Annotated in this window: 13 protein-coding genes; 12 read left to right on the forward strand and 1 reads right to left on the reverse strand. The window is 49.7% G+C overall.

Annotation, left to right across the window (positions count from 1 at the left end):
- The first annotated feature begins 218 nt into the window (after window positions 1-218).
- Window positions 219-2,069, forward strand: coding sequence for a DUF4127 family protein (locus tag NST33_RS06055; RefSeq protein WP_339307223.1), 1,851 nt, complete (start codon window positions 219-221; stop codon window positions 2,067-2,069).
- Between the two features lie 4 nt (window positions 2,070-2,073).
- Here NST33_RS06055 and NST33_RS06060 read toward each other — a convergent pair whose 3' ends face one another.
- Window positions 2,074-2,418 carry a DUF3139 domain-containing protein gene (locus NST33_RS06060; protein ID WP_221819075.1) on the reverse strand — a complete coding sequence of 115 codons (345 nt, stop codon included), beginning with the start codon at window positions 2,416-2,418 and terminating at the stop codon, window positions 2,074-2,076.
- Between the two features lie 221 nt (window positions 2,419-2,639).
- On the opposite strand from NST33_RS06060, the gene NST33_RS06065 reads away from it, so the two are divergent.
- From NST33_RS06065 to NST33_RS06115, 11 genes are all read left to right on the forward strand, one after another.
- On the forward strand, window positions 2,640-3,782 hold the full coding sequence (locus tag NST33_RS06065) for a hypothetical protein (protein WP_339307225.1): 1,143 nt from the start codon (window positions 2,640-2,642) through the stop codon (window positions 3,780-3,782).
- 401 nt (window positions 3,783-4,183) lie between these two features.
- Window positions 4,184-4,384: a hypothetical protein gene (locus NST33_RS06070; protein ID WP_221819077.1), complete on the forward strand. Its 201-nt coding sequence runs from the start codon at window positions 4,184-4,186 to the stop codon at window positions 4,382-4,384.
- A complete protein-coding gene (locus NST33_RS06075; protein ID WP_221819078.1) occupies window positions 4,384-5,847 on the forward strand; it encodes a phage tail sheath subtilisin-like domain-containing protein in 1,464 nt (487 codons plus the stop codon). Before NST33_RS06070 ends, NST33_RS06075 begins: the two co-directional genes overlap by 1 nt.
- A 222-nt stretch (window positions 5,848-6,069) precedes the next feature.
- Window positions 6,070-6,477: a phage tail tube protein gene (locus NST33_RS06080; protein ID WP_221819079.1), complete on the forward strand. Its 408-nt coding sequence runs from the start codon at window positions 6,070-6,072 to the stop codon at window positions 6,475-6,477.
- Between the two features lie 174 nt (window positions 6,478-6,651).
- Window positions 6,652-7,086, forward strand: coding sequence for a hypothetical protein (locus NST33_RS06085; protein ID WP_017690174.1), 435 nt, complete (start codon window positions 6,652-6,654; stop codon window positions 7,084-7,086).
- 182 nt (window positions 7,087-7,268) lie between these two features.
- A complete protein-coding gene (locus tag NST33_RS06090; RefSeq protein WP_221819080.1) occupies window positions 7,269-8,999 on the forward strand; it encodes a hypothetical protein in 1,731 nt (576 codons plus the stop codon).
- A gap of 54 nt (window positions 9,000-9,053) precedes the next feature.
- Window positions 9,054-9,686, forward strand: a complete 633-nt coding sequence (locus tag NST33_RS06095) for a LysM peptidoglycan-binding domain-containing protein (RefSeq protein WP_221819328.1) — start codon at window positions 9,054-9,056, stop codon at window positions 9,684-9,686.
- Window positions 9,683-10,669, forward strand: coding sequence for a phage portal protein (locus NST33_RS06100; RefSeq protein ID WP_221819081.1), 987 nt, complete (start codon window positions 9,683-9,685; stop codon window positions 10,667-10,669). Before NST33_RS06095 ends, NST33_RS06100 begins: the two co-directional genes overlap by 4 nt.
- Window positions 10,662-11,072 carry a hypothetical protein gene (locus NST33_RS06105; protein ID WP_221819082.1) on the forward strand — a complete coding sequence of 137 codons (411 nt, stop codon included), beginning with the start codon at window positions 10,662-10,664 and terminating at the stop codon, window positions 11,070-11,072. Before NST33_RS06100 ends, NST33_RS06105 begins: the two co-directional genes overlap by 8 nt.
- Window positions 11,065-11,520 carry a DUF2634 domain-containing protein gene (locus NST33_RS06110; protein ID WP_047841940.1) on the forward strand — a complete coding sequence of 152 codons (456 nt, stop codon included), beginning with the start codon at window positions 11,065-11,067 and terminating at the stop codon, window positions 11,518-11,520. The genes NST33_RS06105 and NST33_RS06110 overlap by 8 nt, the downstream gene beginning before the upstream one ends.
- 4 nt (window positions 11,521-11,524) lie before the next feature.
- The gene (locus NST33_RS06115; protein WP_221819084.1) at window positions 11,525-12,664 is read left to right on the forward strand and encodes a baseplate J/gp47 family protein; all 1,140 of its coding nucleotides are present in this window, start codon (window positions 11,525-11,527) and stop codon (window positions 12,662-12,664) included.
- Window positions 12,665-12,705 lie beyond the last annotated feature (41 nt).

The raw sequence follows: 12,705 nt of genomic DNA on the forward strand, positions 1-12,705 counted from the left end.
GAGGACAGAAATAACCTGAAGAAGCGGAGCTAATAGCTTTCTGCAAGAAAGCTACTTCGTAAGTATACACTGCGCCTTTATCCACGGATTTCTACCTTTATATAAGTGGATCAAGAAAATCCGGGGATAACAGCGATCGGAAGGTTGTTCTGTCATCGAAGTGGCAAGTGTAAATATTCTGTAGTTCAACTTATATAGATAACAGGAGGCTACGTGATATGAAAACAGTATTGTATGTTCCACTGGATGATCGTCCAGCGAATCTGGATGATGTGATTGTGCAAGGGAAAGCAGCCGGTATCCATATCGTTACACCGAACCTGAGTGATATTAAAAATCGTCTGGACTCGGAGAAAACCGTAGATGGCACAACGCTGCTCGGCACCTCCACGCCGGTTTATGGCAAACCGTCCAAGATTCACGACTTTATTCTGAAACATGCTGCCAAAGTCGACGGATTCATTATTTCATCCGATATGCTCGCTTATGGCGGCCTGATTGGTAGTCGTCAGCTCCGTGAAGATGGAGGAGGCGCCTATCCAGAATACGATGATGAGACGACGCGTTTGCTGGATGTGATCCGTGTGATCAAGCAGAAATATCCACGCAAACCCGTATTTGTAATGGACACCATCATGCGTTTGGCTACAACTTCGTTTGCAGATGGCTTGGCGCTTGATGCATATAATGAGTCCCGTGCATTGATGCAGCAGCCACGTCAGACATACACTGAGTTTGAGGATATTATCGAAGGTTATAACCTGTCCCCGGATGGAGTGGAATATGGGACAACGACCTATTTTGATAAAGAACAGTATTACAATACAAGACAGCATAAATTCAAAACAAATCTGTACATTTTAGATCAGCTGGCTCGCACAGGTTATATCGATTTCCTCGCGGTTGGAGTCGACGATGCCAACACGCAGGGTGTTCAGATCAATGAAATCAAATATGTAGAAGCGCGGATCAATGAATGGCTGGGTGGAACCAATGGGCAAAATCCGGATCGTGCTATCATCTTGCCGGATGCAGATGGTTTGGGGCACGCTTTGGTTGCTCGCATGGCGAACCAGTTGTTCCGAGGCGGTGCGAAGACACGTTACGGAGTGAAATATTTTGGTCCTCACGGCAATACCATTATTAACACATATGAATACATGAATGTACACGAGAATGTGGTTCGTCATGTGGATATTGTAGGTGGTGTGCTTGTAGCGGATTCGGCATATCCTGAACCGGAGGTGGTGACGGATGTGAGTGCTGGCTTGGAAAATGAACAGCTAGTGGCTGTAGCAGTTGATCAAGTTGTCCCGTTTGACATGACCTCCGAACTGGATCGTATGACGAAGGGTCACCCGGGTAATTCCGGGGAGAACACGGGCATCGACATTGAGATTATCGCCATTACGGCTCTGGATCAGGTGCAGGCTGCGTTGGAGCAATTGACGCTGAATAGTGAGCAAGGTCTGCCTTCGGTATTGATTGATTTTGTGGGTAAAGGACCAGCGAATGTTGATGTTGCTGAAGCGTTGCTAAACAGTCCATATACCGGACGGGTTCTGGGTTATAGTGCATGGAATACGCCAGGTAATAAGATCGGTATTGCTGTAGGCATGGGGCAGGCGAGGTACGCGTTGATCACAACAGAGAAGCATGAGCATAAGTTGCGCGATGCGATGAACGCGCATGGCTCGTTGTTGTTTAAGCGTTTCCTGAAGGATTACTACTACAAAGCGGTAGCGATTGCAGAGATTCGCACGTATTCCCGAGCTCATGCGCTGTATACCAACGTGGCTACCCTTTCGGATCAAAATATGTTGCTGTTCAACTCAGAGGAAGACTATGCCCGTTTGCAAACATTGCTTCGTGACTTGATGCAAACTTACACAACGGCACTTGCGAATAAGACAGCCTTCCAGACAGGCAATGTGGCGATCAAGCAGATCTGTGATGGCGAATTGTCTTATGCGACGTATGGCAGTGCGCTGCTGGAATATGCGAATCCTGATTTCATCTGGGGGCGTGCATTTGAGATTACGTTGAACCCGCAGGTTACGCTGAACTAAACTGTTATCTCACCATGGGCTCCTCATGTTTGGGATCATCACTGGTATGACTGTACTGCTTAATCTCGCCATTGTTAAAAATGATATATTGATACTTCGCTTTGAGTTCATCCGCGAATGTTACGGAGGCACCATAAGGTGCTTCAGAACTTTTTGAGGAGTAAGTACCTTGTACTTTGATAAGCTGTTCGGGTGAGTAACCTTTCTGTTCAATCAGGTAAGTGGTTACCTGTTGTTCAGCTTCATTTTTCTTGAGTGGATTACCAATCAATCCGAAGTATGCCCAGCAGGATATCCCGAGTATAACTGCTAAGATGACAACTGAAGTGGCCTTGAATGTTTTACTCATAGGTATTTCTCCTTCTTTTACGTAAGCGACAATGAATTTGATAATAAAATATTAATATATTTGGATATATTTATCAATTCATTGATCTTGATCTTAATGCTTACTTAGGTATCCTTTAAAACGATGATTCCAGAATCGTCTTTTTTCCACCCGAACGACGCCCTTAATCGCACCGAAGTCGTACGGAATACCATCCGCGCTAGGGTTGAAAGGGTGTAAGATTGTATTATCGGATCAATAACAAGGGACGCACCGAAAGCACATACGCTAATGTACAGACCGGCCAGGTGGCCGGTCTTTTTGATGCGGTGAATGTAGTCCCGGTACTGGTTCGGTCGGAATACAGACGCTGTGTTAAAAGGGGGAGTCTACTGCTGCTGCATTGTCGCTGCACGGTGTGGGCAGATCTCAAACTTGCAGCAAAAGGGGGCGAAATGAATGTGTCTATGAGAAATGAAATTAGCACTGTAATGAGTACCAGTAAAATGAGTACGCTCATTAAAAAAACGCTGAAACAGAAGCTTGCGGTACTTGTTCCAGATTGGAATGGTCGTGTGCTGGGTGTACCTGCGTCAGGAGAAATGTTGGCCGGGCCTTGTGCCGTGGTTGCGTTTGCCGAAGAAGTGCCGAAGTCTGCCTGGGCGGGATACCGAAGGATCATCAAAATCTCCCCATACGCTCGTCCAGAAGATGGTGGCGCTGAACAGGTGGAAGCTTGGTCAGCCCTTCTAATCGAAGGGTTGCACCAGGTAAGGCTGGTGGATGAAGCAGGTGAGGCCTTCACTTGCATCTATTTGGGTTCTTCAGATAGTGATCGGGTGGATGCAGGGTCTGGCATGCTTACGCGCAGTCTGCGGTTCGGAGTGTATGTTCCCGAAGGCTCGGGAGCTGCTCTCGCTTTAACAGGAGACGTGTGGCTAGCTGCGCTTCAAGACTGGACACAGAAAGAGCTTGGCTCGAATTGGTCGGTATATGGTGATGCATGGCCCGGAGGATATGAGATGCCGTCTGTGTTATGGCGATTGGCTGGATGCAGCACGTCTGTGGCGGGGACTTCGGCATTGGAGGTTCGACAACAGTGGATTGGGCATGTGCTCACCGATCATCCGGTGCTAACACGGCAGACCGTTACTCGGTTGGTAGAGCAACTTGCAGTGCAATCTCGTCTTGCCATCACTGAAGCGGGTGGCGAAGAGCACGAAGGTAACACGCGATATATCACAGTGGATGAAGTCACGGCAGACTTACAGACGGATGTGTATCTGAACGGACAGATTCGCCTGACGTTGCAACAGCGGATTCGTCGTCCGGGTACGAATGTACCTTTGATTCGAGAGATTCACCATAGCAAAGGCATGGAGTAAATGTTAGTCGAGAGGAACCTTCTATTAGAGGTTGTTCAAAAAGCCCGCTTTTGATTACAAAGGATGCCTAACGGCATCATCAGCATCGAATATGGAATTCAGCCGAATAAGCATAAGCTTACGAAGTATGTTTCCTTTGGAAACATTGTAGTTGCTCACGTAGTTTTCCCTACGCTCTGCTACTCCATTTCTAACTTCATCCCATCTTCTCGGTACTGAAAACCGATCTTTTTGAACATGCACTTTTAAGAGTGGTTCCAGATTATAGCTTTGAGATGGTGGATGTAGCTTCAACATTATAGCTTCAAATTCATAGGTTCATAGGATCAAAAATTCATAGATCAAGCTTAAAGATCATCGTTTCACGAAATTAGTAGTCCAACAAATGAGGTGAGATGGCAATGGCAAGCTCAGTGAAAAAAAGTAAACAGACAGCCCCACGGTATACACGGGCAGAACTGATGAATCATGCAGAAGCCCTCTTTGCCGTTAAGGCAGAGGTGCTGTACGGTGCGCTGTACGAAGCGGCGCAAGAGACGTTTTCCATTGAAGAAATGCAGGAACGAATTAACCAATTTATGAAAGCGAAGGTGAAGGGATAATGGCAGGTGGAACTTGGGAGCAAACAAATCGTCCGGTCCTTCCGGGCTTATATATGAATTTTCAGGCGGCAGCATCCTCGGCCATTCAAGCGGGTACGCGGGGGACGGTCGTTGTGCCAATCAAGGCCAACTGGGGTCCGGTAGGGACTTTTGTTGAAGTAGGGAGCGAAGCGGCGATTGAACGTATCTATGCGGCGAATGTGCTGGACAACGGTACGGCGTATACTTCCTTGAAACTCGCCCTGTTGGGTGGGCCGAAGAAGTTGCTCGCTTATCGGGTAGCAAGTGCTGCGGCCAAAGTAGCAACGCTTACTTTGAAGGACAGCAGTGATGCCAATGTGCTGCAACTGGACGCGAAGTATCCGGGGGATCGTGCAAATGGATTCTACGTCACCATCCAGCCAGGTGTGATTGATAATACGAAGCATGAAGTGCGCCTTTTTGAAGGTAACCGGATGTTGTATGCGCTCCTGACAGCGGATATTACAGCAGCTTCTCTGGCAAAAGAGATTAACGCGGATGAACAAAATGTCTGGGTAACGGCTCAGTCGATTGGCGATGGTACTGGTGTGGTTGCTACCGTTGCGGGTGCGGCATTCAAAGGCGGCGTAAGTGGCAACGATGACCTGACCAATGCGGAGTATATTGCAGTACAGGGTGCGCTGGAAGGGGAGCAATTCGACGTCTTGGCTTTGGATCAGGCGGCAGATGCACCTCTGCTTGCGAGTTTTGCGGCATGGGTGAAACGTGTGCGTAGTGAAGGTAAACCGGTGGTAGCTGTATTTGGCGGTTCCGCAGCGGATGACACTTCTGCTACAGCAGCACAAAAAGCAGCAGCACGTTCGCTTATGCTCAATCATGAAGGTGTGATTAATGTCGGTACAGGCGTACGCCTTGGAGATGCATTCTACAGCTCCGCAGAAACGTCCGCCTATGTTGCAGGACTGATCGCCGGACAACGTCTGAACCAATCTACAACCTATGCAGCTACTCCGTTCGATGATGTGACACGTCGCTGGACGCGTGCAGAACAGGAGCAGGCGGTACAGAATGGCGTATTTATTTTCTTCCATGATGGACGTCAGGTGAAAGCACTTCGCGGTGTAAACACCCTAGTAACTCCGGCCGCTGGACAGAATAATGCGTGGAAAAAAATCCGTTCCATTCGTGTGTTGGATGCGATCAACACGGATTTGCAGCGCTCCGCGGAAGATACGTATATCGGTAAAGTAAACAATACCGAAGAGGGTCGTCAGGCACTGATTAGTGCCATGAAGGCCTATTTGGCGTTGCTCGCGCAGAGCAATGTGATTGAAGCTGACGGTTATGATGTCATTCTTGACCCGGCGTATTATGGCGCGGCACCAGTTCTCAAACCGGAAGCAGATCAGGTATTCCTGCAATGGAATGTGAAGCTGACCGATGTGATGGAGCAGTTGTTTGGTACATTTTACGTGCAATAAGGTTTCTAGAATAATTACTATATGTTGAACTGATGGTTTACACGATAACGGAGAGGGCAGAAAAAATCTGAAGAAGCGAAGCGCTCGCCTTTATCACCGGATTTTCCCTTTTTGAAAAGGAATCAAAAAAATCTGGGGATAACAGCGATCGGAAGATTGTTCTGACTGCGGAGTTATACCGTGTAATATTTATTAGTTCAACCAACCCAAGGAGGAAAATATATGTTGGATGCGTCAAGAGTAATTCTGGGTACCCATGGTCAGCTACATATCGATGGTGTGTGGCAGACAAACATTAACAAGTTGGAAGCGAGTGTAGAGATTGAAAAGCGTGAGTTGAATCTGGTCGGTAACGACTGGAAGGTGCACAAAAACGGCACGAAAAAAGGAACAGGCACGATGACGGGCTACAAAGTCACTTCGGATATGATCCAGCGCGGCTTCACCAAATTCGAGATTATTTCCAAGCTGAACGACCCTGAATCGTATGGACATGAGAGTGTATTGCTGAGAGGTTGCATGGTGGACAAAATTCAGCTTGCCAACTGGACAGCTGGCGAAGAAGTACCGGAAGAAACAGGCTTTACGTTTGAAGGATTTGAATTGCTGAATCCGATTGTGGCGAACTAAACTTTGAAATAGGCAAGTGATTGAGTTAGTTGCTTAAGCTTGGTTGCATAGTTACTTCATATTAATATGGACACCAATGCAGGCCGAGATGATCTCGGTCTCTTTGTTGTCTCTACAGGCTTGGAAGCTGGCATAGATAAATCCATTTATGAAATAAGAAGGAGATAACACCCGATGAGTATGAATGAAAATATGTCCGAAGAACAGATTTTGGATCAGTTGTTTGAAGCAGCAGAACGTTTGCCAGAGGAGAATGTGCGCATTCAGCGTCTGGATCTGTTGTTGACCTTGCGTGGACTGACGTCTTCCAAAGTGGATCACATTCGCGAACGCTGTACCATTCGAAAAACGACCAAAGGCCGTACCGAGGAAAAGGTGGACACCGAAACGTTTAACGCGCTGCTCATTTCCGAAGCAACGGTGAAATTGAAAGTCCGCAGCCTGGAACTGTCTGGCTGGGGAGACACCCGCATTACTGGCCGTATGAAGCTGTCTGGTGGAGAACAGGCGGTTCGCCGCATGCTGCTGGCTGGTGAATTGGATGCCGTAGGCGATAAAGTGCTGGAGCTGTCCGGCTTCGGTGTGGAGATTGAAGACCTAAAAAACTGATTCACTCCGGCGGGATGACCACGTTCCTGTATCACATGTGGGTGCGTCATCATCTCCGGCCCGGAGAGTTCTGGTCTTTGCCACGTGGGGAGCGCTCGCTGTTAATTGCGTTCTCGGAAGAGGAAATGTCAGCGATAACTTCGCAAATAAATCGATAACAATATAGGGCAGGAGGTGAAAAAATGGCAGAAATGATTGTAGGTTTATCCAAGTCCAATGCGGAAATGCGGACAACCCTTCGTTATCTGGATCAGATCCAACGCTCAACCGAACGTCTGGGCAGAGTTCGTTATCAGAGTCTGATTAAGGTGAACAATGAACTGAGAACGACCGGACGCAGGCTGGAGCATATTTATAGTATGGCTGTGCGAATCAGCAGGCTGCGAATTACACCGACGATTGGGTTGATTGATAAGCTGAGTCCGGCACTGGATCGCGCATGGGTTAAACTGAATAAATTCAGGGACCAGATGGTTACGGCTTCGGGAACAGTATCCCTTGAAGTTCGGCAGAAGATTGAAGTGGCGATGGGTAAAGGAGGGCAAACTGGCCCAACTATGGCTGTCATGATTCAGAACAACAAAAACATTACTAACAATACGAAGGAAGAAGAACCTAAAAAGTGGTGGGAAAAGGCACTAGAAGTAGCTAATAGCATTATGGATGCGTTCAACAATATTGGAGATATTATTGATCGTTTCAAAAAGAAAAAAGAAGATAATCCTGCATCAGATCCAACCAGAAGTCCAGCATCCAAGTGCTGCTGTTGCACAGGTGGGAAGATGGGCAAGAACCGTAGAGTGCGTTCACCGAATGCAGATGGCGGTGGCTCAGATCGTGGCAGACGAAATTATCGAAGTGGTAGAAGGTCAAGTAACCGTTCGAACCGGGGCCCATCACCAGTACCCAATCCTGTACCTGATACTCCAACTCCTCCGGCCGATCGCAACCGTAATAGGGGAGGCGGTAGAAGAATACGAGGAAGCGGTAGATTAGGATTTGCGGATGGTGGATTGGGATCTTTAACCGACATGCTGGCTGGTAATGGATTGATGGATAATTTAAGTAGTGGCTTTGCCAAAGGAGCAAAAAGGTTGCTCGGACCCATCAGCATGCTTGCTGATGTTGCGAATGTAGCGACAGCGCCCCCGGAAGAGCGTGGCCGAGCTGTGGGTTCCATGATTGGCGGCACAGCAGGTACTGCGATTGGTAGCGCCATCGGTAGCGTTCTTTTGCCTGGCATCGGGACATGGGTAGGTGGTGCAGTAGGTGGTTGGGCCGGAAGTGAAGCAGGCGGTTGGATTGGAGACAAAGCGAAGGATATTGGAAACTTTATGTCTAGTGCTACCGAAGGTGTAGGTGATGCATTGTCGGGTGCAGCCGATTACGTCTCTGAGAAAACAAAAAATATCACCGATGGTATATCCAGCTTCTTTGGATTTGGTTCCAAAAAAGAAGAGAAGACGATCTCGGCAGCAACGGTGGCTGCACCGTCTCCAGTTGCAACCGGCCCGCAGATGGCACCTGCCTATATGCCACCTGCACTGACCATGACAGGCCCAGCCGCATATATGAACAGCAAGGTCGGTCAGCCTACATCTGCTGGATTCATGGGAACAAGCATGATGCGGAACCAAGCAATGGCGCTTGGTAACGGTGCGCAGACGAATGGGAAATCTTCCACAATGACGGTACAAATATCCGAAGACCAGATGAGCAGTCTGTCCGGATACTTGAAGGATTTCAAAACAGAAACTACCAATCAGATTGCAATAAATATTCCACCAGGTGCGGTGCAGGTGACTGTGCGCGAAAATGCGATTGATTACGATGCTGTTACCAAGCAGGTCGGACAACGGATTACGGGCGAGTTCCGCCGTGCGATGGAAAACCGAAAAACGATTATGGCCTAAGCAGAAAGGAGGCCGTGTATGTTTGTACTTAAAGATGAAGTAGGTCCTAACAAAATGGCATTTACGCTGAAGGATGGCGGCACTTCATTTCAATTCCCGGTGAACCCGGAAGAGGTGAGTATTTCCAGGTCCAAAGGCTATGAAACGATTAATATGCTGGAGCATGGCGAGTTTGATTTTGCTCAGGGGGAGAAGGTGAAGGAGATCACCTTCTCTTCTTTTTTTCCCAAAGAGTATGATGCCTTCTACTGCATGTACAAAGAAAATTTGCCTGATCCACGCGTGGCGATGAATGTGTTGAACACTTTTCTCATCTCCAAAAAGCCGCTGCATTTCATCATTTCAGAGACGGGCGTGAACGTGCCTGTTTTTATTGTTTCGCTTAATTCGAGCTTTCGTGGGGGGGAGACAGGGGATATTTATTTCGACCTGACCCTACGCACATGGCGGGATTCCAAGGTGGAAAAGGTGGGCTCTGCGGCATCCGGGAGCAAGTCAGGTTCTCGTACCGATTTGAAAAAAACGAGCAAGACCTACACTGTCAAATCTGGTGACTCCCTGTCCAAAATAGCAAAGCTGGAGCTGGGCAGCAGTTCCAAATGGAACGAGATCTACAAGCTTAACGCAAAGATCATCGGCAGTGATCCAAACCGGATCAAGCCCGGGCAAAAGCTGGTGATGCCATGACCTACAAGGTCATTGTCGACAATAAATATGACATCACCAAGCTGGTGGAGACAATTACGCTGAAGGACTCGCTCGACCAGATTGCCTATCAGGCCAACATCCGTTTGGCGGTGTCTGCGTCTTCGGGTCTGCCTTCGATCTCACCCGGCATGGCGGTGCGGATTAACGGGGTTCCTTTTGGCGAAAAATCCATGGTTCATTTGCTGCATCCTGCGGTCATTTGGGAGGTGGAAAGCTCGAACAGCGGCACCAAGCGGCTGTCCCTCACGGTGTACGACCGGATGATTTATCTGGAAAAATCGGAGGACGAGTTCCTGCTGCCGAAAGATCAGACCGCTACGCAACGACTCAAAACCTACGCCAAAGAGTGGAAGATTCCATATGCTACGCTGCCGGAAACCAAGACAAAGCTGGGAAAAGCCGTGTATCGGTCACAGACGATCTTTTCGATGATGTTTGCTGATCTGAAAGAAACGGCGAAGTCCGGCGGGGACATGTACCATCCACGGATGACGCCCGGTGGGTTGCAGCTCTTCAAGGTCGGAAGTAATGCGAAGGTGTATGAGCTGGATCGACTGATTGATCTGACCCAGATGCGTACGCTCGAAGGAGCGGTCACCAAAGTTAAAGTCATGGCAGCGTCGGAGTCTACGAGTGGCAAAGAAGTTCCTTCCAAAGTGCTCGCGATTGAGCAGGATAATGTGGAAGAACTGGGCACATTGCAAAAGCTGGTCGAGGACGATCAGGTGAAATCGACAACCGCGGCGAAAAAACTGGCGAAAAGTCATCTGACGGGTATTCAGGAGACCTTTACGATATCGGCACCGGATATCAATACAATTCGCGCCGGGGACGCAGTGTTGTTGAAAGGACTGAAGCTAATCGTCATGTCGGTCAGCCGTGATCTATCTGCCGGGCCTGGAACGATGACGTTAGAGCTGGGGACGGCTGAGCTGGTGAAAAGGAGGTATTACCTTGAATAAAGATGATCCATATGGGCATTTTGCCGACGTCATGCGGGGTGCGATGAGTACACATTCCCGTCAGGCAGTGAGCGGGCTGGGCGCGGTACTGGGTACGATGACCTCATCCGGCGTGAAGCTGGATGATTTCAAGCACGAAGTGCAGGATTATCTCGTGGCCGAGTTGCCGGGCACGCTTGGACTGCCGGAGCGCGAGGCTGCTGGCGCGATTTCCGGTATACCTGACGTGGCAAACGGCGGAACAACGGGCACGGGACGGTTTCTTTTGCAAGAAGAGGAAGTGGAAGAGGCGGTGTGGTCTCTTGGTAAAGGATTAAAAGCGGGAGATCGTGTGCTGGCGATGCGCGTGAATGGCGGCAATGACATTGTGGTGCTGTGTAAGGTGGTGAGTGCGAATGCCTAGTCTGTTCCCGGAAACGGGAGTGGTATGGGGGGATGAGGAGGATCTGTCGGGGGCGGTTTCGGAAGAGGTACGCTTTGGACGGAGCTGGCGATTTGATTACGATGCAGGGGATTTTGTACTGACCCCAAGTGGTAAAGTCGCTGCGGCTGGTGGGCATGAAGCCTGGGTACAGTGGTGCATTAAGGCCGTGAAAACGCCAAGATACAGACATGTGATCTATTCCCGAAACTACGGTTCGGAGCTGGAGGATCTGGTGGGTCAGGGTGACAGCCGGGGTGTGATGGAAAGTGAGATTACTCGGATGGTGACGGAGACGTTGCTGGCTGATCCACGCACGGATTCGGTAGACCAGTTTACGTTTGATTGGAATCGGGAGCAATGCATGTTCTCGTGCCGGGTGGCGAGTGTGCAGGAAGAGATGTTTATTCTGGAAAGTGAGGTGATCTGACGGGATGGCTGAGATTCCGCGTTATTTGGAGGACCAGACGGAGGAACAGATTATGCAGCGCATGCTGGATCGTCTGCCCGCGGATCTGGATAAGTCGGAGGGTTCGTTCCTGTGGGATGCGGAGGCTCCGGTTGCGTTTATGCTGTCTGAGGCGGCGTTGTGGGCGCAGGAATTACTTCGGCGAGGGTTTGCTAGTACTGCGGCGAGCAGTGATCCGAATTTTCGTTCGGAAGAGCTGGATCTGCGGGCAGGAGAGCACGGCATCACGCGGCGGGCTGCTGTGGCGGCACAAGGTGCAGTGAGGTTCATGGGTACGCCGGGGAAAGTGGTGCCTGTGGGCACGGTCGTGGCTACGCTCGCGGATGAAGTATCTGCTGAAGCTTCGCTCGAATATGAGACAGTGGGACGTTTGGAACTGGATGCAGAGGGTTCCGGGGTGGTAGGCGTGCGAGCGCTTGTTGCCGGAAAAGAAAGCAATGTGCCTGCTGGCACGGTAACTGTGCTTTCTACACCTGTAAGTGGCGTGACTTCTGTCACGAACGTTGATGTGATCAAAGGCGGTGCAGATATTGAGACCGATACGGCGCTGCTGGAACGCTTTTATGCCAAAGTCCGCAACCAAGGGACGAGCGGCAACAAATCGCAATATGTGCAATGGGCCAGTGAAGTGCCAGGGGTTGGTGCAACGCGGGTTATTCCGTTATGGCAGGGGCCAGGCACGGTGGGATTGTATCTGCTGGATACGGACAAACGTGCTGCGGGTAACGATTTGGTGGCGGCCGTACAGAAGTACGTAGATCCAACGCAGGATGGACAGGGTGAAGGCGTTGCACCGGCGGGGCCAGTGGTGTCCGTGATGCCAGCCGTGGAAGTGCCGATGAATATTCAGGTGAAGCTGACTCTTGCTAGTGATGCAACGTTGGCCGATGTACGAGCATTGATCGAACGCGGGGTGACCGCGTATCTGAAACAGTTGGCTTTTGCTGATCCACTCGTTCGTTACACCCGCATTGCCGCGATTCTGCTGGACATTCCGCCGATTATCGACTATTCGGAGCTGACCGTGAACGGTGTAAGTGACCAGAATATCGAGATGACCGCGAGCCAGGTGGCCGTGCTGGGGACGGTGGATGTGCATGAGTAGTGTTGGGCAGATGGTGGATGAGAAAGTAGTTTGGGAGTGGG

The sequence above is a fragment of the Paenibacillus sp. FSL L8-0435 genome (assembly GCF_037965655.1).
GTDB lineage: Bacteria > Bacillota > Bacilli > Paenibacillales > Paenibacillaceae > Paenibacillus.

Excerpts from the sequence above, each read along its gene's own strand:
- NST33_RS06055 (WP_339307223.1), top strand. The coding sequence starts at position 219 with ATGAAAACAGTATTGTATGTTCCACTGGATGATCGTCCAGCGAATCTG.
- NST33_RS06060 (WP_221819075.1), bottom strand. The coding sequence starts at position 2,418 with ATGAGTAAAACATTCAAGGCCACTTCAGTTGTCATCTTAGCAGTTATA.
- NST33_RS06070 (WP_221819077.1), top strand. The coding sequence starts at position 4,184 with ATGGCAAGCTCAGTGAAAAAAAGTAAACAGACAGCCCCACGGTATACA.
- NST33_RS06075 (WP_221819078.1), top strand. The coding sequence starts at position 4,384 with ATGGCAGGTGGAACTTGGGAGCAAACAAATCGTCCGGTCCTTCCGGGC.
- NST33_RS06080 (WP_221819079.1), top strand. The coding sequence starts at position 6,070 with ATGTTGGATGCGTCAAGAGTAATTCTGGGTACCCATGGTCAGCTACAT.
- NST33_RS06085 (WP_017690174.1), top strand. The coding sequence starts at position 6,652 with ATGAGTATGAATGAAAATATGTCCGAAGAACAGATTTTGGATCAGTTG.
- NST33_RS06090 (WP_221819080.1), top strand. The coding sequence starts at position 7,269 with ATGGCAGAAATGATTGTAGGTTTATCCAAGTCCAATGCGGAAATGCGG.
- NST33_RS06095 (WP_221819328.1), top strand. The coding sequence starts at position 9,054 with ATGGCATTTACGCTGAAGGATGGCGGCACTTCATTTCAATTCCCGGTG.
- NST33_RS06100 (WP_221819081.1), top strand. The coding sequence starts at position 9,683 with ATGACCTACAAGGTCATTGTCGACAATAAATATGACATCACCAAGCTG.
- NST33_RS06110 (WP_047841940.1), top strand. The coding sequence starts at position 11,065 with ATGCCTAGTCTGTTCCCGGAAACGGGAGTGGTATGGGGGGATGAGGAG.
- NST33_RS06115 (WP_221819084.1), top strand. The coding sequence starts at position 11,525 with ATGGCTGAGATTCCGCGTTATTTGGAGGACCAGACGGAGGAACAGATT.